The sequence below is a fragment of the Streptomyces sp. UG1 genome (assembly GCF_049974585.1).
Classification (GTDB): domain Bacteria; phylum Actinomycetota; class Actinomycetes; order Streptomycetales; family Streptomycetaceae; genus Streptomyces.
The window spans coordinates 275,553-293,290 of sequence record NZ_JBNGGG010000001.1; the positions used below are offsets into that span (position 1 = coordinate 275,553).

Here is a 17,738-nt window from a genome sequence, read left to right on the forward strand (position 1 = left end):
CAGAGGACCCCCGAATGTCCGCATCGTCCCTCCCGCTCGCCGCGGCCGCCACCCCCGAGACCCCACCCCACACCGGCGGACTGCTCCTGCTGATCGACGGTACGGCCGGTCTCCTGACCGTCGCCGCCATCGGCATCGCCCTGCTGCTCTTCCTCATCATCAAAACGCGCCTCCAGCCCTTCGTGGCCCTGCTCGCCGTCTCCATAGCCGTCGGCCTCATGGCCGGCCTCTCGGTCACCGAACTCTTCGGCACGGTCCAGCGCAGCGACGCCGTGTCCACCATCGAGTCCGGCATGGGCGGCATCCTCGGCCATGTCGCCATCATCATCGGACTGGGCACCATGCTCGGCGCGATCCTCGAAGTCAGCGGCGGGGCCGAGGTGCTGGCCTCCCGGCTGCTGCACCTCTTCGGGGAGCGGAGAGCGCCCCTCGCGATGGGCCTGACCGGCCTGATCTTCGGCATCCCGGTCTTCTTCGACGTCGGCATCTTCGTCCTCGCCCCGATCGTGTACGCCGCCGCCAAGCGCTCCGGGAAGTCCGTACTCCTGTACTGCCTGCCGCTGCTCGCGGGCCTGTCGATGACCCACGCCTTCCTGCCCCCGCACCCCGGCCCGGTCGCCGCGGCCGGCCTGCTCCACGTCGAGCTGGGCTGGGTCATCCTCATGGGCATCGTCTGCGGCATCCCCGCGGTGCTGGCCGCGTGGGTGTTCTCCGCCTGGATCGGCAGGCGCATCTTCGTCGCCGTACCGCAGGACATGGTCGAGGCGGCGGACGAGGCGAAGCGGGCCGTGCTCGACGAGCAGCGGGCGGCCGGGGTCGAGCCTCGGGAGAAGCCGGTCCCGCTGGGCACGGTCCTCGGCATCATCGGTACGCCGCTGGTGCTGATCCTGGCCGCCACGTTCTCCTCGATCGCGCTGGACCCCTCCACCACCCGCTCGGTGGTCGAGTTCTTCGGCAACCCGTTCGTGGCCCTGACGATCGCCCTGCTGCTCGCCTACTACCTGCTGGGCATCCGCCGCGGCTGGTCCCGCAAGTCCCTGGAGACGGTGTCGACGTCGTCGCTGAAGCCCGTGGGCAACATCCTGCTGGTCGTCGGCGCCGGCGGTGTCTTCGGCGCCGTCCTGAAGGCCAGCGGCGTGGCCCAGGCCCTGTCCGACACCTTCAACGACGTCGGTCTGCCGGTCATCGTCCTGTCGTACCTGATCTCGGTGGTGCTCCGGGTGGCCCAGGGCTCGGCGACGGTCGCCATCGTCACGACGGCCGGGATCGTCGCCCCCCTGCTCACCGAGGGCGACCACTCCCAGGCCTTCGTCGCCCTCGTCATCATGGCCATCTCGGCCGGCTCGATCTTCGCCTCGCACGTCAACGACGGCGGCTTCTGGATCGTCGCCAAGTACTTCGGGATCAGCGAACGTGACACGTTGAAGACGTGGACCGTACTGGAGAGTGTGCTGTCGGTGGCCGGGTTCGTGGTGGCAGCGGTATTGAGCCTGTTCGTATAACGATGCGGGGGCTGGTTGCGCGGGACACAGGGTTGTCGACCATACTGCTCGGCTGTGGAGCAGCGCATAGGTTCAGGCAGCCAGCCCCTGGAGGGTGCCGGGTTCGACCCGGCCTTCATCCCCGGGCTCACCTCACCCGCGTCCGCCGCGCCGGAGGACGCGAAGAAGACGAAGGAGGAGGACGCGGTCGAGGAGGGCGACTTGGCGGAGTCGGCCCTCGACGACGCCGACGAGCCCGAGGCGGAGGTCGACGAGGAGGCCGATGAGGAGGCGGCGGACGACGCCCCTGCCGACGGGCCCGTCTTCGAGGCCGCCGACCGCCGGGCCCGTATCGTCGCCGATCACAAGGGCGTACGGCTCTCCCTGGACGACCAGCAGTGCGAGTTCCGCTGGGACGAGATCGGCGCGATCGAGACGGACGTGCCGCGGTTCGGCAAGAGGCTCACCATCACGGTGCACACTCCTGACCGCCGCTGGTACCCGATCGAGATCGAGGCGACGGCCAGGAGCGACTTCAAGGAGTGGGACGAGCAGTTGGACGCCGTACTGGACGCCTACTTCGAGGAGTAGCCGGTCCTAGCTGCAGTACTGGGCTTCCTTGCCGATCGACCGGTACATACAGTCGGCGTTCTCCAGCAACTGCAACACCGCGTCCCGGTTGCGCGACGTCTCCCGCTCGATCACCTCGTCGGGCGGGTAGAAGCCCCCGCCGCCGGACCTCGGGTACATCTCGAAGGTGTACCCGAAGATCTTCTGGCTGCCCCACAGCCAGTCGTCGATCGACCCGTCGGTGATGTACAGGTCGCTGGACTGCTCCGGTGTGTAGCCGTTGCTGGCCGCCATCTTCCGCCCGACCGTGGCGAAGGCGTCGCGGTCGTCGGCGGTCATGCCGGTCGTGGTGTCGGAGTAGGTGTACCCGAACGGCCACAGCACCAGCTCGCTGTAGGTGTGGAAGTCGATCCCGGCCTTGATCTGCTGCACGCCGCCGACTACCCGGCTGCGCACGAAGTTCGCGACCACCTTCACCTCGGGCGCCGACTCGGGGGACGCGCCCCGGTACGTGTCCGAGGACGTGGACCCCGAGGAACCGCCGCAGCAGCCCCAGCGGTAGTCCCAGTTGCGGTTGAGGTCGGTTCCGACGGCCGACGAACCGGAGTTGGGCTGCCGGTTCTTGCGCCACGACCGGTACGAGCCGGTGGCGATGTCGTACTCGCCGCCGTCCGGGTTGAGGTCGGGCACGATCCAGATCTCCCGGTTGTTCACCAGGCCGGTGACCCGGGAGTCGCTGCCGTAGTCGGAGGTCAGCTCGCGCAGCAGATAGAGCGCCATCTCGACGGTCAGATGCTCACGGGCGTGCTGGTGGTGGGTGAACAGGACCTCCGGCTCGGCCTCGTCCGTGCCGACGTTGTCGCTGATCTTGATGGCGACGATGTTCCGGCCCTGGTACGACGTGCCGATGACACGCTGGCTGGCGATCGAGGAGTTGGCCGAGACGATCGAGTTGATCTCGCTCGTCATCTCCGCGTAGTTGTGATAGCGCGAGTCGCCGGACGGGAAGTCGTAGAGCCGGACGTCGTCCTCGCCGGCGGACCGGTCGGGAACCGCGCCGAGCGGGGTGACCTCGTAGCCGAGGGCCTTCAGCTTCTTGATCTGGTCCGCGCGGCCGGAGACGACGACACCGTGACCGTGGGCCTCGTCCACGGTCACGCCCGTCCGCTGAAGTGCCGTGCGGTCCTCGGCGGTCGAGTGCATGTGGACCTCGTACTGCCGGATGTCGTCGGCCGAGGAGGCCGCCCTGGCGGAGCCGTCGGCGCTGTCGGCGTTCGCGGACACGTTCGCCGAGAGGGGAGCGGCGAGGGCGAGGGCGAGCAGCGTGGCGAGGGCGGCAGTGCGTCTGCCGCTCCGGCCGCCTGAGCCGCGTATGCGAAGTCGCATGAATTCTCCTTGTGGGAGTGGGGGGTGGGGTTCAGTGCGACGTACGTACTTGGTGCGGGTGTGGCGCTCATCCTGCGGCCATGACATGGACGGGTCAAGTGCACCTGGATGGCGGAGGGCGTGAACGATCCGAAAATCAGCCGCGCAGTGTACGCGGGGCGCGTTCGCGCGGAGCGGTCGCCGGTGAAGTCCACCCGGGGGTGTGATCCGGACGTGCGGGGCGGCGCGGGGCCACGGAAGGGTGGTGAGTCGCGCAAGGGGGGAGCGGTGGGAGCGGCGGCGAGGCGGGGACCGGCGCACCCGCCGCCTCCCCGGTTCCCGTAGGGCCTGTTCCGAGTTCCCCCGTCTGCGCCCCGACGCCCGGCACGTACGCTCGCCGCACGCCGATCGCACGCACCGACCGCCGCTGCGCCCGCGCTTCGCGCGGACGATCGGGGGAACTCGGAACAGGCCCTGGACACCCCGGAGGAACGGCCTCGGCATGGGCGGATCAGCGCCACGACGGGATCGGCAGTTGCCGGTCGAGACGACCAGCTTCGTCGACCGGCGCGGCGAACTCGCCGCCGGGCGCGAGCTGTTGGCCAGGACCCGGCTGGTCACGCTGACCGGGCCCGGCGGCGTCGGCAAGACCCGCCTCGCCGCCCGCATCGCGGCCGGCGTACGGCGCACCTTCCCCGACGGCGTGCGCTTCGTGCCCCTCTCCGGCCTCGACGACCCCGCCCTCGTCCCGCACGCCGTCGCCGATGCGCTCGACCTGCACGACCACACCGCGCGGCCGCCGCTGCAGGCGCTGGTGGCGCAACTGAGGGACCGTCGGCTGCTCCTGCTGATCGACAACTGCGAGCATCTGCTGCCGGCCTGCGCCGAACTCGCCGCGGCCCTGCTGCACGGCACCACCGGCGTACGCATCCTCGCCACCAGCCGCCATCGCCTGGGCCTGACCGAGGAACACCTCCTGGACGTACGGCCCCTGCCGGTCCCCGACCCCGACGGCGACCTGTCCTCTCCCGAGGGCTACCCGGCCCTGGCCCTCTTCGCCGACCGGGCCGCCGCGGTCGTCCCCGGCTTCCGCCTCACCGCCGCCAACCGTGCCGCCGTAGCCCGCCTCTGCCGCCGCCTCGACGGCCTCCCCCTCGCCATCGAACTCGCCGCCGTCCGCATGCGCGTCCTCGACGCCGACCGGCTCCTCGACCGCCTCGACGACCGCTACCGCCTCCTCACTGGCGGCAGCCCCGCCGCCCTGCCCCGCCACCAGACGCTGCGCGCGGCGGTCGACTGGAGCCACGAACTGTGCACCGAGCGCGAGCGGTTGGTGTGGGCCCGGCTGTCGGTGCTGGCGGGGAGCTTCGACTTGGAGACGGCGGAGACGGTGGCTTCAGCCCGTCCGGCGTCTGGGGACGAGGCCCGTTCAGCGCTGACGGGCAGCTTCGACCTGGAGACGGCGGAGGCGATTTCAGCCCGTTCGGCGTTTGAGGCCATGACATCACCGTCCCTGTCCCCCACCCGCCCGGAGGGGGCTTCGCCTCCTGACGCCGGTCGGCTTCACCCAGCCCGTCCGGGGTTTGAGGACGTGGCATCACCGTCCCTGTTCCCCACCCGCCCGGAGGGGGCTTTGCCTCCTGACGCCGGTCGGCTTCACCCAGCCCGTCCGGCGTTTGAGGACGAGGCCGTTCAGGCCGAAGGGGGGTCTGGGGGCGCAGCCCCCAGCGGGGTGGAAGGGGCGGAGCCCCTTGAGGATGGGACGGGTAGGGGCGGCGGGGGCGAGAAAGCCCGGGCGGCCACCACCTCCCACATCCGCCCGGACGACGTCCTCGACGCCATCACCGGCCTCGTCGACAAGTCCGTCCTCTCCCGCGAGTCCGGCCCCGACGGCACCCGCTACCGCCTCCTCGACACCCTCCGCCACTACGGCCTCGACCGCCTGCGCCGACTGCCCGACGAGGAGGCCGCCGCCCGGCGCCGGCAGCGGGACTGGATGCTACGGCGGGCCGCAAGCTGTGAGCGGGCCTGGTTCGGGCCCGGCCAGCGGGAGATCGTCGCCCGGCTCCGCGCCGACCAGGACAACCTGCGCACCGCCCTCGACTTCAGCCTCACCACCCCCGGCGAACGCCTCACCGGCCTGCGCCTGGCCGGCACCCTGTGGTTCTACTGGCACGCCTGCGGCGCCCCACGCGAGGGCCGGCACTGGATCGACCGCGCCCTGGCCGCCAACCCGGAGCCCACCAGGGAACGCGCCCGCGGCCTGTGGATCGCCGGACTCCTCGCCGCCGCCACCCACGCCCTCCCCGTCGGCCTCGCCCTCGCCCGCGACGCCCATGCCCTGGCCAGGGACCTCGGCGACGAGGCGGAGGCCGCGCACGCCGAGTACGTCATCGGCGTCATCACCCTGTTCATGGACGATCTGCCGGCCGCGCTGAAGCACTTCGAGGCCAGCGTCGCCCGCGGCCCCGTCCCCGGCCAGCACCTCAGCCTGCACGGCCTCGACCAGGTCGAACTCGCCTGCGCCCTGGGCTTCATGGGCGAGGCCGAGCGCGCCGTGGAGGTCTGTGAGCGGGCCCGCCGGATGTGCGAACGGCACGGCGAGGAATGGGTGCACTCCTACGTCCTGCGGATGCTCGCCCTCGCCCACAGCGCGCGGGGCGACTGGCAGCGGGCCGAACACCACGCCCGGCAGGCCCTGCGCCTCAAGCTCGCCGTGCACGACGTCACCGGCATCGCCCTCACCCTCGACCTGCTGGCCCGCACCGCCACCGAGACGGACGCCCACGAGCGCGCGGCCGTGCTGCTCGGCGCCGCCGACCGCACCTGGACCGCCGTCGACCGCGACCGCTGGGGATCGCGCTGCCTGAAGGCCACCCGGCGCGACAGCGAGACCCGGGCGCGCGGGGCCCTCGGCGCACCCGAGTACGGGCGGGCGTACGACAGCGGCGCCGCGCTCGAACTCGCCCGTGCCGTCGAGTACGCCGTCGACGACGCGGCCACCCGCAAGGTGAACGGCCGCCGCACCCCCGCCCACGGCACCTGCCTGACCCGCCGCGAGAGCGAGGTCGCCGAACTCGTCGCCCAGGGCCTGGCCAACCAGCAGATCGCCGACCGCCTCGTCATCGCCCGCCGCACCGCCGAGGGCCACGTCGAACGCATCCTCGGCAAGCTCGGCTTCAGCAACCGCAGCCAGATCGCGGCCTGGGTGACGGCCCAGCGCGAGGGGGTGCCTTGAAGGCCCCGCACGGCATCCTCGGCGCCCGGCACGCAGAGGGCACGCACCGACCGCGACAACAGCCTCCCCCACGCTCGAACCGAGCTCGCGCGGGGGACGCGGGGCACGCGGGGGCACGCGCAGGCACCCCCATCGCGCCGGGCGCGGGCACTCCACAGGACGACCCCCAAGACACCCCTGGACCCACGGCCGACCCCCCTCCCCCTCACCGACCCCCCAGAGGAGCGCACCCACCCCATGACCACCCGACCCGCCCCGCCGCAGAGCCAGTTCGATCACCGTATGGCGGTCTTCCGGACCGATGAGGAGTTTCTCGGTGCCGCCCTTCCCTTCCTCACCGAAGGCCTCGTCGCCCCGGCCGAACCCCCGCCCGTGGCCATCGCCGCTCCCGGCAACCTCGATCTCCTGCGCGACGCACTCGGCCCCGACGCGAAGGACGTCGGCCTCGTTCCGCACACCGACTGGTACACCGGGTCCGCCGCCAACGCCATCGCCCAAGGCGCCGGTTACCTCGCCGCCAACGCCGGACCCGGCGGCCGTATCCATCTGCTGATGGAGCCCGTCTGGGCGGGGCGCGCGGGGCGTTCGCCGCGTGAGACCGCCGAGTGGATCCGCTACGAGGCCCTCGCCAACCTCCTCTTCGCCCCGCTCGCCACGACCGCCCTGTGCGCCTACGACACCCGCGTCGCCGGCCCCGCCATCGTGGCCGCCGCCCGCCGGGCCCACCCCGACACCTGCGTGTACGAGGACCCGGTCCGGCTCGCCGCCGAACTCGACGCCGTACCGCTGCCGCCGTCGCCCGCCGACGCCGAGCGCCTTCCCGGGCCGGCCCCCACCGCCGACGCCGTACGCACCTGGGCCACCGTCCAGGGGCTGTCCGCCGCGGACGCGGAGCTGTTCGCCACCGCCGTCACCGAGGCGGCCGCCGCCCTCGGCCCGCTCGACGGTGCCCTGCTGTGGGGCGAGGCCCCGGCGTGCGTCTGCGAGCTGCGCGCTGCGCGCCGCGTGGACGACCCGCTGGCGGGCTTCGTACCGCCGCCGAGCACCGAGCTGGAACCCGGGCAGGGGCTGTGGTTCGCCCGGCAGGTGTGCGCGTACGTCGATGTGCGTGCGGAGGGGGACGGGGCGAGCGTACGGCTCCAGTACGGGTAGCGCGGTCCGGCGCAGGTACGGTCCGGGCGCAGGTATGGAATCGGGTATTCCTCCCCATGCGGCCGTACCCGCGCACCCGCCACCCTGGACCCATGCTGCACGGCTCATATCCCCAGCCGCCCCTGGGGGCAGGCCATCTGAGCGTCGAGTACGACCCCCGTCCCTCCGCGGTCGGCGAGGCCCGCGCGGAGGTCCGCCGGCACCTGGAGGGATGGGGGCTCGCGGACCACGACGACGTGGTGGACGTGGCCGAGTTACTGGTGAGCGAGCTGGCGACCAACGCCCTGCTGCACTCGGCGGGCCGCTTCCGGCTCACCCTGTCCGCCGCGCACGGGATCCTGCGCTGCGAGGTCCAGGACTCCGGCAGCCGCGTTCCGACCGTTCTGGACGCGTCCGACGCGGAGAACGGCAGAGGGATGTTCCTGGTGGACACGCTGGCCCGGCGCTGGGGCTGCCATCGGGACGGGCCCGGCAAGACGGTGTGGTTCGAGCTGGGCACCTGCGAGTGCGTCCCGCCCTCTTGTCGGTTCCCGGTCATTGCGCTTTCTTGATCTGCATGGCGGACACCACAGGAAACCCCACGTCCACTGAGGCCTCCACCGGCAACAACCCCCCACTCACCAAATCCCGTTGGCGCTACCTCGGCCCCGGCATCGTCGTCGCCGCGACCGGTGTCGGCGCCGGCGACCTCGTCGCCACCCTCATCGCGGGCAGCAACTTCGGGTACACACTGCTCTGGGCCGCGATCGTCGGGTGCCTGGTGAAGATCTCCCTCGCCGAGGCGGCCGGACGCTGGCATCTGTCCACCGGCCGCACCCTGTTCGACGGCTGGGCCAGCCTCGGCCGCTGGACCACCTGGTTCTTCGGCGTCTACGCGGTGATCTGGGGCTTCGTCTACGGCGCGGCCGCGATGTCGTCCAGCGCGCTGCCGCTGCAGGCGCTGTTCCCGAACGTGATGGACCTGGAGTGGTGGGCCATCGGCTGCGGTCTGCTGGGCCTGGTCTTTGTCTGGTTCAACCAGTACGCGATCTTCGAGAAGGTCATGACGGTCCTGGTGGGCGTCATGTTCGTGGTGACGGTGTATCTCGCGATCCGCGTCACGCCGAACCTCGGCGACGCCTTCGCCGGCCTGCTGCCCGTCCTGCCCGACGAGAAGGACTCGATCCTCAACACCCTCGGCCTGATCGGCGGCGTCGGCGGCACCATCACCCTCGCCGCGTACGGCTACTGGGTCAACGCCAAGGGCTGGACGAACACCGGCTGGATGAAGGTCATGCGGCTCGACAACCGCGTCGCCTACGCCACCACCGGCGTCTTCGTCATCGCGATGCTGTTCGTCGGCGCGGAGCTGCTGCACTCGGCGAACATCGCCATCACGAGCGGAGGCAAGGGCCTGCTCCAGCTCGGCGACATCCTGGAGGCGGAGTACGGCACGGTGACGGCCAAGTTCTTCCTGATCGGCTTCTTCGCCGCCTCCTACACCTCCCTGATCGGCGTCTGGCACGGCGTGAGCCTGATGTTCGCGGACTTCGTCGCCCGCTTCCGGGGCGAGGGCGAGCAGAAGGGCGAGAAGGTCGCCTCCGGCACACGCGAACGGTCCTGGCCGTTCCGCGCCTATCTGCTGTGGCTGACCTTCCCGCCCATCATCCTGCTCTTCCAGGGCGAGCCCTTCCGTCTGATCATCATCTACGGCGTCCTGGGCGCGGCCTTCCTGCCGTTCCTCGCCGGCACCCTGATCTGGCTCCTCAACTCCTCGCGCACCCCGAGGGAGTGGCGCAACGGGCCGGTGAGCAACGCGATGCTCGCCATCGCCGGGCTGCTGTTCCTGGTGCTGTGTGTGAAGCAGATCTGGGACCAGCAGTGGTCGGACTTCTTCTGACGGGTGCTTGTGGTGGTTCTCAGCTGACGGCCTGCCACTGCGGGGCGAGGGCGATTTTCCGCAGCCGGTCCATCGTGAGGGCCGGTGTCCCGCGGGTGGCCGGGGTCGTCTGTGACCCCGCGTTGAACGCGCTGATCAGGACACGGCGGCCGTCGGGGCGCAGGGTGTCGACGGTCCACATCACGACGCCGTCGATCCCCTTCTCGCCGGTACCCTGGCGCATCGAGACCCGGGTCCCGTCGGCGAGGGTCTCGTCGTCGGGACCGAACAGCTCGTCCCGTACGTCGCTCATGTCCGGCTGCACATTGACCTGGACGAAGCTCTCGCCCTTGCCGTCGTCGACGACGACGTAGGCGTACTCGGACTCCTGGCCGCCCTTGTCGACGACCTTCATGCCACTGGGCAGCAGGCGGGTGAGAACCCCGGCGATCTGCTGGCCGCCGACGCTCGGTGGAGTGTCCGAGGGGGAGGGGGCGCCGGTCGGCTTCTTCCTGTCGTCTTCGGGGATGGCGTCGACGAAGGGGAGCCAGGCCTCGGCCGTGACGATGGTCTTCATCTGCGCCGGAGACAAGGGGGGTTCGGGACGGCTGACCGGCTTGCCCTTCTCGGCCGGCGCGTTCCACTCGCTCACGCTCACGTGCTGCCCGGTCGCCGTGATCAGCTCCGCGTACCAGAACTTGGTGTCCGCACGCCGGTCCGGGTACTCGTACCCCTGGAAGACCTTGAACACGGAGCCGTTGGGGAGGCGCTGTACGGAGCAGTCGTCGTGGTTCGTCAGCCTCTTGTCGGGACACTCGCTCCTCAGGCGGGCGTCCTCGCCACCCGGCTCCAGCCGGTCCAGACCGACGGAGATCGCCGCCGCGCCCTCGCCGTCGTCGAAGACGACCGACGCGTACGGCAGGATCACGGGATGTGCGCCCCGGCCCTGTTCCTGGCTGACCTTGCCCTCCGGGAGCAGCGACTTCAGGGTGCTGATCATCTGCTCGGCGGTGACGCCGTTCGGTGTGGATGTGGGCGTGGATGTGGGCGAGGGGGAGGGGGCCCGAGTGCCCTCCGCGGCCACGGACGAGGTCTGCGGCTTGTCGTCGGCTCCGCTGCTGCCCGACACGAGCAGCGCACCGCTCACACTGGCGAGCGCGATCGCGGCCGCGCCCCCCACCACGGCGGCGTGCCGACGCGCCCGGAGCCGCCGGCCACGGGCCGTACCGGAGGCCGCCAGCGCGGCGCGGTCGGTGTCGAAATCGCTGCCGGTCGTGTGCAGGGCGGCGGAGAGCCGGTCCTCGAAGGGGTCGTTGTGCTGATTGCCGTGCTGGTCGTTGTGCTGGTCCATGGGCATGGGGCACCACCGTTTCGGGTCGGTCGGTGAGGAAGGAGGCAAAGAGGGCTGGGAAGAAGGAGACAAAAAGGGGCTGGGAAGAGGGAGGCAAAAGGGACTGGTCAGGGCGTGGCGTAGGCGCCGATGTCCTCGCCGAGCAGATCCCGCAGCCGGGCAAGGGCGCGCACGCACCGGGTGCGTACGGCGGCGGAGCTGGTATCCATGGCGTCCGCCGTCTCCTGGATCGACCGGTCCTCCCAGTACCGCAGGACGACCACGGCCCGGTCCTTGGCGGGCAGCTGCCCGAGCGCGTCGAGGAGGGTGAGCCGCAGCAGGGAGTCGGAGGCAGCCGCGGCCGTCTCCGGCAGGACATCGGTGGCGCGCTCGGTGCTGCTGCGCCGCCGCTGATGGGCGAGGAAGGCCCTGGTGAGCACGGTCTGCGCGTACGCGGCGGGGTTGTCGACGCGGGAGACCCGCCGCCAGCGGACGTACAGTCGGCCCAGCGTCTCCTGCACCAGGTCCTCGGCGAGATGCGTGTCCCCGGCGGTGAGCAGACACGCGGACCGATACAGATGCCCGGCGCGCGCCGCCGCGAACTCCGCGTACTCGTCCGCGCGGGCCTGTCTCATGCGTTTCCCCCCGATGCTGTGTGGCGGCCTGCCGACCGCCGATGAGGTCCTCACTTCACTGATGCGGCGGGGCAGGGAGAATGTTTCACGACAGCACCGAGAAGTTCACCGCGAGCACGAGGAACAGGACCCAGGACCCAACGGATGACCGAGCAGCCGCCACCCCCACCCGGTCCGGGCTTCGGCCCACCCCCACCGCAGTACGCGCCTTCCAGCGCCCCCGCGCAACCCCCATACACCTCCGCACCACCCCCATACGCCCCCGCGCAACCCGCGTACGCCCCGGCCCCGCCCCAGCCGGCCCCGCCCGGCCCGGAGTTCCTGGCCGTCGACAAGCACAACGCGGTCGTCGTCGACGCGTCCGGCGTCGTCTTCGAGCTGTCCGGCTACACCCTGGAGTTCCGCTGGCCGGAGATCCGCAGCGTCCACTACAAGGCGAGCCCCGACGGCAAGGCCCTGATGGTGGCCGTGGTCCACATGGACGGCCGTTTCTACGAGTGCGGCGTGCAGGCCAAGCCCCGGGCCCGGCTACAGGAGTGGTTCGCGCAGCTCGCCTGGGTGCTTGGCCATTACCGGCCGGCGGGGTGAGGCCGAGGGCCGTTTACGGCAGCCCGTGCACGTGCGGCCCCACCGCGTTCGACCACGCGTTGCCCGCCGCCGCGTCCCAGTTCGTCGACCAGGTCATCGCGCCCCGCAGGTCGGGATAGGTCCGTGAGGGCTTGAAGGAGCCGCACCCCGTGCCCTTGGTGAGGCAGTCCAGGGCGCTGTTCACGACCGACGGCGACACGTAGCCGCTGCCCGCAGCCCGCGTCGAAGCCGGCAACCCCAGCCCCACCTGGGACGGAGCCAGGCCGCCCTCCAGCTGGATGCAGGCCAGGGCGGTCAGGAAGTCCACCGAGCCCTGGCTGTAGACCTTGCCGTCGCAGCCCAGCATCGAACCGCTGTTGTAGTACTGCATGTTGACGACCGTGAGGATGTCCTTCACATTCAGCGCGGTCTGGAAGTAGGCGTTCGACGTCGACTGCATGTCGATCGTCTGCGGTGCCATCGTGAGGACGAGCGACGAACCGGCCTTCCCCGACAGGGAGCGCAGCGCCTGCGTCATGTACGTCGCGTTGAGGCCGTTCTCCAGGTCGATGTCGACGCCGTCGAAGCCGTACGTCTGCATGAGGGAGTACACGGAGTTCGCGAAGTTCGTCGCCGACGCGGCGTCGTTCACGCTCACCGTGCCGCGCTCGCCGCCGACGGAGATGATGACCTTCTTGCCCGCGGCCTGCTTCGCCCTGATGTCCGCCTTGAACTGGTCGACGGTGTAGCCGCCGAGACCGGCCGAGTCCAGGTTGAAGGTCACCGCGCCCGGCGTCGAGGTCGCGTCCGCGAAGGCGACGGCGATGATGTCGTACTGGGACTGCACGTCGGAGAACTTCTGGACCGTGGCCCCGTTGTTGAAGTTCTGCCAGTAGCCGGTCACCGCGTGCTTGGGCAGGGACGGGCCCGTCGGGGCCGCCGTGGTCGTGCCCGTCACCGTCGCCGACTTCGGTGACTCACCGGCCGCGTTGGTCGCCGTGACCTGGAAGGAGTACGACGTCGAGGCCGCGAGCCCGGTCACGGTGGCCGACGTGCCGGTCACCGCGGTCACCTTGGTGCCATTGCGGTAGACGTTGTAGCCGGCGGCGCCCGAGACCGTGTTCCAGGCCAGGGAGACCGAGGACGAGGTCGTGCCGGACACTGTCAGCCCGCTCGGCGCTCCGGGGATCGTGGGGGAGGGGTCGCCGCCACCGCCGCCGTCGGGGCCGTACACCGACACGTCGTCCGCGTAGTACGCCGCCTGTCCGTACCAGCCGTGCGTGTACACCGTGACGGAGGTCGTCGAGGCGCCGGTGGTGAAGGTGGTCGAAAGCTGCTTCCAGGACGACGAGTCGGGCGTCCAGGTCGACACGTCGGTGGTGCCGGTGCCCGTCACGCCCAGGTAGGTGTAGCCGCCCTGGACCCAGGCGCTCAGGGTGTACGTCGAGTTGGGGCGGACGGCCACCGGCTGGGTGCAGCGGGCGTTGTCCTGGCCGGCCGGGGTCGCCTTCAGGGCCGTGGCGCCGCCGTGCACGGGGGAGGAGACGGTCGTGCCGCTGTTGGCGGAGCAGGTCCAGTGGGTCAGGCCGGACTCGAAGCCGGCGTTCTTGGCGTTGTTGACGTCCGCTGCGGACGCCTGGCCCGCGGGGAGGAAGGCGAGGGCGAGGGCCGCGATGACCGCGCCCACCCGGAATCTGCGGTGTATGGACATGACAAGAGGCATGGTGAACAACTTGGTCCAGACCAATTCAACTGTCAAGAGACTCCGATGGTGGAGAAATTGTGTGCGCAACCTGCCCCGATTTGGTGTGACTTGTGCGATGAGAGTTGCTTCTCGGCTAGAGAGAAGCTGTTCTCCGGCCATGGGGGCGTGGATACAGTGCTGAGATAGTCACGCAATGAAGTCATCGGGGAGCTGCGCGTGCCAACTGCCATTGCCGTGACCAGCGCCGACATGGCGCTGCCGGCGCAGGACGAGCGAACCGTGCCCGCCGTCGTGCTCCAGGACCTCGAACGCGAGCCGCTGGAGCGGTCGCTGGCGGGCATGCAGACGCTCATCGAGCAGCACGGCCATGTCATCGTCGTCTGCTCGCACGCCGCCCCGCGGGCCACGCAGCAGCGGCTGCACACCGTACGGTCCCTGCTGGAGAGCGACCGTATCGCCGTGTTCCGGCCCGAACTGCCCCCGCTCGGACTCGCCGTCCTGGCCCGCCAGTTGCGCCAGCTCGCCTCCTGCGACCTCAGCCCCGGAGTCCTCGCCTCGGCTGGCCGGCTGCTCACCCACTACATCCACGCCGGGGCGCTCCTCGGCTCCGTCACCAAGCTCGACCGCGTCCCCGTCGACCTCAAGTCGCACGCCAAGTCCTGGATGCCCGGCAGCCAGTTCGGCGTCCTCGCCCACCCGGTCCCGCACCTCGTGCGCGTCGCCCCCGGCGTCACCCTGCCCGGCCCCGAGTTCGGCACCTCGATGCTGCTCGCCCAGGGGCAGCTCCAGTCCGACTGGGTCACCGCCACCCTGGCCAAGTCCTGGAACGCGCAGGGCCTGCGCGAGGTGGTGCTGCCCGCCGAGTCTGCGGCCTGGTGGGGCACCGCCAAGCTGATCGAGTTCTGCGCCTATCTCCCCGACCTGTCGGTGCTGTACCAGCTCGTCACCTCCGTACGGCAGAACTCCTGCCACTGGTGCGGCATCGACGTCATCGGCGACCGTTGTGTCTTCTGCTCCGCCACCCCGCCCACTCATGAGCAACCGGCCCGCGCGGGCTGAACCGGCCGCCGAGGCCGCCCCGACTCCGACCGACCGATTCCCCCAATGAGGTTGCACGGTTCATGAACTCCCGTCAGCGCCGCGGCGTGATACTCCTGCTCCTGTCGATCGTCTGCGCCCTCGGCGCCTTCGCCGGCGTCCTGTCCGTCATCAACGACGTGAAGTCCAAGGTCGGGCCAGAGGTCACCGCCTATGAGGTCAAGCGGCAGGTGGCGCCCTACACCCCGCTCAGCGCGGGCCAGTTCGAGAAGATCGAGATGCCCGAGCGATGGCTGTCGAAGAACGCCGTCACCAGCCTCCGCGAGATCCAGGGCAAGATCGCCGTCACGACCCTCAAGGAAGGCTCCCTGCTACAGAGCGACATGATCGTCGACCAGCCCGCCCTCCAGCAGGGCGAGCAGGAACTCGCCATCATGATCGACGCGGCGACCGGCGTGGCCGGCAAGATCACCCCGGGTGCCACCGTCAACGTCTACGCCACCTTCGAGGGCGAGCGCGACGGCGCCCCCGACCAGTCCAAGCTCATCGTCGAGAACGCCCGCGTCATCGACGTGGGCGAGCAGACCTCGCTCAAGCCCGACGACAACGACCGCCGTCGCGAACCCACCGACGCCGTCCCGATCACCTTCGCGCTGCAGCCCCTCGACGCCCAGCGCATCACCTACGCCGAGTCGTTCGCCGACGAGGTCCGGCTCGCCCTGGTGGCACCCGGCGCCGACTCCTCCGTCTCCCCGACGGACCGCACCTACGAACTCGCCAAGGACAAGTGAGAGGCCCCCATGCCCACGAGGATCCTCCCGGCCGTCGGCGACGCGGACGCGGTCCGGTCCCTCACGACGCTGCTCAGCCAGCTCCCCGACGCCGAGCCCGTCGCCCCGGTCACCGACTCCACCCAGCTCGTCGACACCCTCGCCCGGCTGGCCGCCGAGTCCATCGACGAACTCCCCGAGGTCGTCGTCGTCCACGAGCGCATCGGCCCCGTCCCGGCCCTGGAACTCATCCGCGAGGTCGCCCTGCGCTTCCCTGCGGTGGGCGTCATACTCGTCACCTCCGACGCCGGCCCCGGCCTCTTCCAGGCCGCCATGGACTACGGCGCACGGGGCCTGGTCGCCCTGCCGCTGAGCTACGACGAGCTGGCCAGCCGCGTCAACGCGGTCGCCCAGTGGTCCATGGGCGTACGGCGCCATCTGGGCGCCGGCGGCGACGTGTTCAGCGGCGTCGGCGGCACGGTCGTGACGGTCAGCGGCGCCAAGGGCGGCGTGGGAGCGACCCTCACGGCCATCCAGCTCGCCCTCGCCGCCCAGGCCTCCGGCCGTAGCGCCGCCCTGCTCGACATGGACCTCCAGACCGGCGACATCGCGTCCTACCTGGACATCCAGTTCCGCCGCTCGGTCGTCGACCTCGCCGCCATCAACGACATCACGCCCCGTGTCCTCGCGGACGCGGTGTTCCGCCACGACACAGGGGTGGCGTTGCTGTTGGCCCCGGGTGACGGCGAGCGCGGCGAGGAGGTCACCGACCGGGCCGCCCGCCATGTCGTCGGCGCCCTGCGCTCCCGCTACGAGGTCGTCGTCATCGACTGCGGCGCCCAGATGACCGGCGCGAGCGCGGCCGCCGTGGAGATGGCCGACACCGCGCTGCTCGTCACCACCCCGGACGTGGTCGCCGTACGCGGCGCCAAGCGCACCGTGCGGATGTGGGACCGCCTGCAGATCCGCAAGGCGGAGGAGACCACGATCGTCGTCAACCGCCACACCCGCGGCACGGAGATCCAGCCCGCCCTGATCCAGCGCATCACCGGCACCGGAATCGCCGCCACCGCGATCCCCGCGAATTTCAAGGAACTCCAGGGCGCCGTCGACGCCGGCCGGGTGCACGAGCTGGACGCCAAGAGCACGGTCAAGCAGGCCCTTTGGACGCTCGCCGGCGAGCTGGGGCTGGTCAAGGGCACGGAAGGGGCGGTCCAGCAGCGCCGCAACGGCAGGGCGCGGGGCGGCGGCGACCGGGCGGCGCTGACGTTCCGCAGGCGGAAGGAGATAGGGAGGTGAGGCGGCGGGGGGACAAGGGCCAGGTCACGATCGAGTTTCTGGGCATGACCCCGCTGATCATCATCACCCTGGTGCTGCTGTGGCAGTTCGTGCTGCTGGGGTACACGTTCACGCTGGCGGGGAATGCTGCGGACGAGGCGGCTCGCGCGGGAGCGGCCTCCGAGGGGCAGGCGGCCTGCCAGGAGGCGGGACTGAAGCATCTGCCGGGCTCGTGGGAGGGCGGCGCGAGCGTGCAGTGCCAGGCGAGCGGCGGTTACGTCACGGCCGATGTGCACCTGGAGGTGCCCGTCCTCTTCCCCGGCGCGATCGGCTTCCCGTTCACCGTCGACGGCCACGCGGGGGCCGTTCAGGAGGAGAAGGACTGAGATGTCGTACGACGCCGAAGTCCGCCGAGCCCGCGACCGCGGCCAGGTCGCCATCGAATACCTCGGGTTCATCCCGATCCTCATCCTCGTCGCCATGGCGGGCGTACAGATCGGGCTGATCGCCTACACCGCCCAGCAGGCCGGCACGGCGGCCAGGGCGGGGGCGCGGGCCGCCTCGCTGGAGGAGAGCGCGCAGGACGGCTGTGCGCGCGCCATCAGCGACTGGCTGTCCGTCACCTGCGCCCCCGCGGTGGGCGGCGACGAGGTCACCGTCACCGCCACCGTCGAGATCCCGTCGATCGTCCCCGGCTGGGACTTCGACCCTGCCCAGAAGACCGCGACCATGCCGCTCGACCGCTGAACGA

The 17,738-nt window shown here is 71.0% G+C and carries 16 protein-coding genes; 12 read left to right on the forward strand and 4 right to left on the reverse strand.

Annotated features, from left to right (window positions below):
• Window positions 1-14: 14 nt before the first annotated feature.
• Together ACP4J3_RS01270 and ACP4J3_RS01275 are read left to right on the forward strand one after the other, a co-directional pair.
• Window positions 15-1,502 (forward strand): GntP family permease, encoded by a 1,488-nt coding sequence (locus ACP4J3_RS01270; RefSeq protein WP_426529383.1) that lies wholly within the window; start codon window positions 15-17, stop codon window positions 1,500-1,502.
• Window positions 1,503-1,556: 54 nt separating this feature from the next.
• On the forward strand, window positions 1,557-2,072 hold the full coding sequence (locus tag ACP4J3_RS01275; protein ID WP_426529385.1) for a hypothetical protein: 516 nt from the start codon (window positions 1,557-1,559) through the stop codon (window positions 2,070-2,072).
• Window positions 2,073-2,078: 6 nt separating this feature from the next.
• On the opposite strand, the gene ACP4J3_RS01280 is transcribed toward ACP4J3_RS01275, so the two are convergent.
• The gene (locus ACP4J3_RS01280) at window positions 2,079-3,437 is read right to left on the reverse strand and encodes a M14 family metallopeptidase (protein WP_426529386.1); all 1,359 of its coding nucleotides are present in this window, start codon (window positions 3,435-3,437) and stop codon (window positions 2,079-2,081) included.
• Window positions 3,438-3,918: 481 nt separating this feature from the next.
• Between ACP4J3_RS01280 and ACP4J3_RS01285 the strand changes: the two genes are divergently transcribed.
• From ACP4J3_RS01285 to ACP4J3_RS01300, 4 genes are all read left to right on the forward strand, one after another.
• On the forward strand, window positions 3,919-6,654 hold the full coding sequence (locus ACP4J3_RS01285; protein WP_426529387.1) for an ATP-binding protein: 2,736 nt from the start codon (window positions 3,919-3,921) through the stop codon (window positions 6,652-6,654).
• Between the two features lie 237 nt (window positions 6,655-6,891).
• Window positions 6,892-7,806 (forward strand): anti-sigma factor RsbA family regulatory protein, encoded by a 915-nt coding sequence (locus ACP4J3_RS01290; protein WP_426529388.1) that lies wholly within the window; start codon window positions 6,892-6,894, stop codon window positions 7,804-7,806.
• A gap of 92 nt (window positions 7,807-7,898) precedes the next feature.
• Window positions 7,899-8,357 (forward strand): ATP-binding protein, encoded by a 459-nt coding sequence (locus tag ACP4J3_RS01295; RefSeq protein ID WP_426529390.1) that lies wholly within the window; start codon window positions 7,899-7,901, stop codon window positions 8,355-8,357.
• 5 nt (window positions 8,358-8,362) lie between these two features.
• Window positions 8,363-9,685: an Nramp family divalent metal transporter gene (locus tag ACP4J3_RS01300; protein ID WP_426529391.1), complete on the forward strand. Its 1,323-nt coding sequence runs from the start codon at window positions 8,363-8,365 to the stop codon at window positions 9,683-9,685.
• Window positions 9,686-9,704: 19 nt separating this feature from the next.
• Here ACP4J3_RS01300 and ACP4J3_RS01305 read toward each other — a convergent pair whose 3' ends face one another.
• Window positions 9,705-11,021, reverse strand: coding sequence for a hypothetical protein (locus ACP4J3_RS01305; protein ID WP_426529392.1), 1,317 nt, complete (start codon window positions 11,019-11,021; stop codon window positions 9,705-9,707).
• A gap of 101 nt (window positions 11,022-11,122) precedes the next feature.
• The gene (locus ACP4J3_RS01310; protein ID WP_426529393.1) at window positions 11,123-11,629 is read right to left on the reverse strand and encodes a SigE family RNA polymerase sigma factor; all 507 of its coding nucleotides are present in this window, start codon (window positions 11,627-11,629) and stop codon (window positions 11,123-11,125) included.
• Window positions 11,630-11,773: 144 nt separating this feature from the next.
• On the opposite strand from ACP4J3_RS01310, the gene ACP4J3_RS01315 reads away from it, so the two are divergent.
• Window positions 11,774-12,217, forward strand: a complete 444-nt coding sequence (locus ACP4J3_RS01315; protein WP_426529395.1) for a hypothetical protein — start codon at window positions 11,774-11,776, stop codon at window positions 12,215-12,217.
• Between the two features lie 13 nt (window positions 12,218-12,230).
• On the opposite strand, the gene ACP4J3_RS01320 is transcribed toward ACP4J3_RS01315, so the two are convergent.
• On the reverse strand, window positions 12,231-13,907 hold the full coding sequence (locus tag ACP4J3_RS01320; RefSeq protein WP_426529397.1) for a chitinase: 1,677 nt from the start codon (window positions 13,905-13,907) through the stop codon (window positions 12,231-12,233).
• 243 nt (window positions 13,908-14,150) lie between these two features.
• On the opposite strand from ACP4J3_RS01320, the gene ACP4J3_RS01325 reads away from it, so the two are divergent.
• The 5 genes from ACP4J3_RS01325 to ACP4J3_RS01345 all read left to right on the forward strand — a co-directional run bounded on the left by ACP4J3_RS01325 (window position 14,151) and on the right by ACP4J3_RS01345 (window position 17,734).
• A complete protein-coding gene (locus tag ACP4J3_RS01325; RefSeq protein ID WP_426529770.1) occupies window positions 14,151-14,960 on the forward strand; it encodes a hypothetical protein in 810 nt (269 codons plus the stop codon).
• A 62-nt stretch (window positions 14,961-15,022) separates the two neighbouring features.
• Window positions 15,023-15,730, forward strand: a complete 708-nt coding sequence (cpaB, locus tag ACP4J3_RS01330) for a Flp pilus assembly protein CpaB (protein ID WP_426529399.1) — start codon at window positions 15,023-15,025, stop codon at window positions 15,728-15,730.
• Window positions 15,731-15,739: 9 nt separating this feature from the next.
• Complete coding sequence (locus tag ACP4J3_RS01335) at window positions 15,740-17,008, forward strand: AAA family ATPase (protein ID WP_426529401.1); 1,269 nt, start codon at window positions 15,740-15,742, stop codon at window positions 17,006-17,008.
• A gap of 44 nt (window positions 17,009-17,052) precedes the next feature.
• The gene (locus tag ACP4J3_RS01340) at window positions 17,053-17,373 is read left to right on the forward strand and encodes a pilus assembly protein (protein ID WP_426529772.1); all 321 of its coding nucleotides are present in this window, start codon (window positions 17,053-17,055) and stop codon (window positions 17,371-17,373) included.
• Window position 17,374: 1 nt separating this feature from the next.
• Window positions 17,375-17,734: a TadE/TadG family type IV pilus assembly protein gene (locus ACP4J3_RS01345; protein ID WP_426529403.1), complete on the forward strand. Its 360-nt coding sequence runs from the start codon at window positions 17,375-17,377 to the stop codon at window positions 17,732-17,734.
• Window positions 17,735-17,738 lie beyond the last annotated feature (4 nt).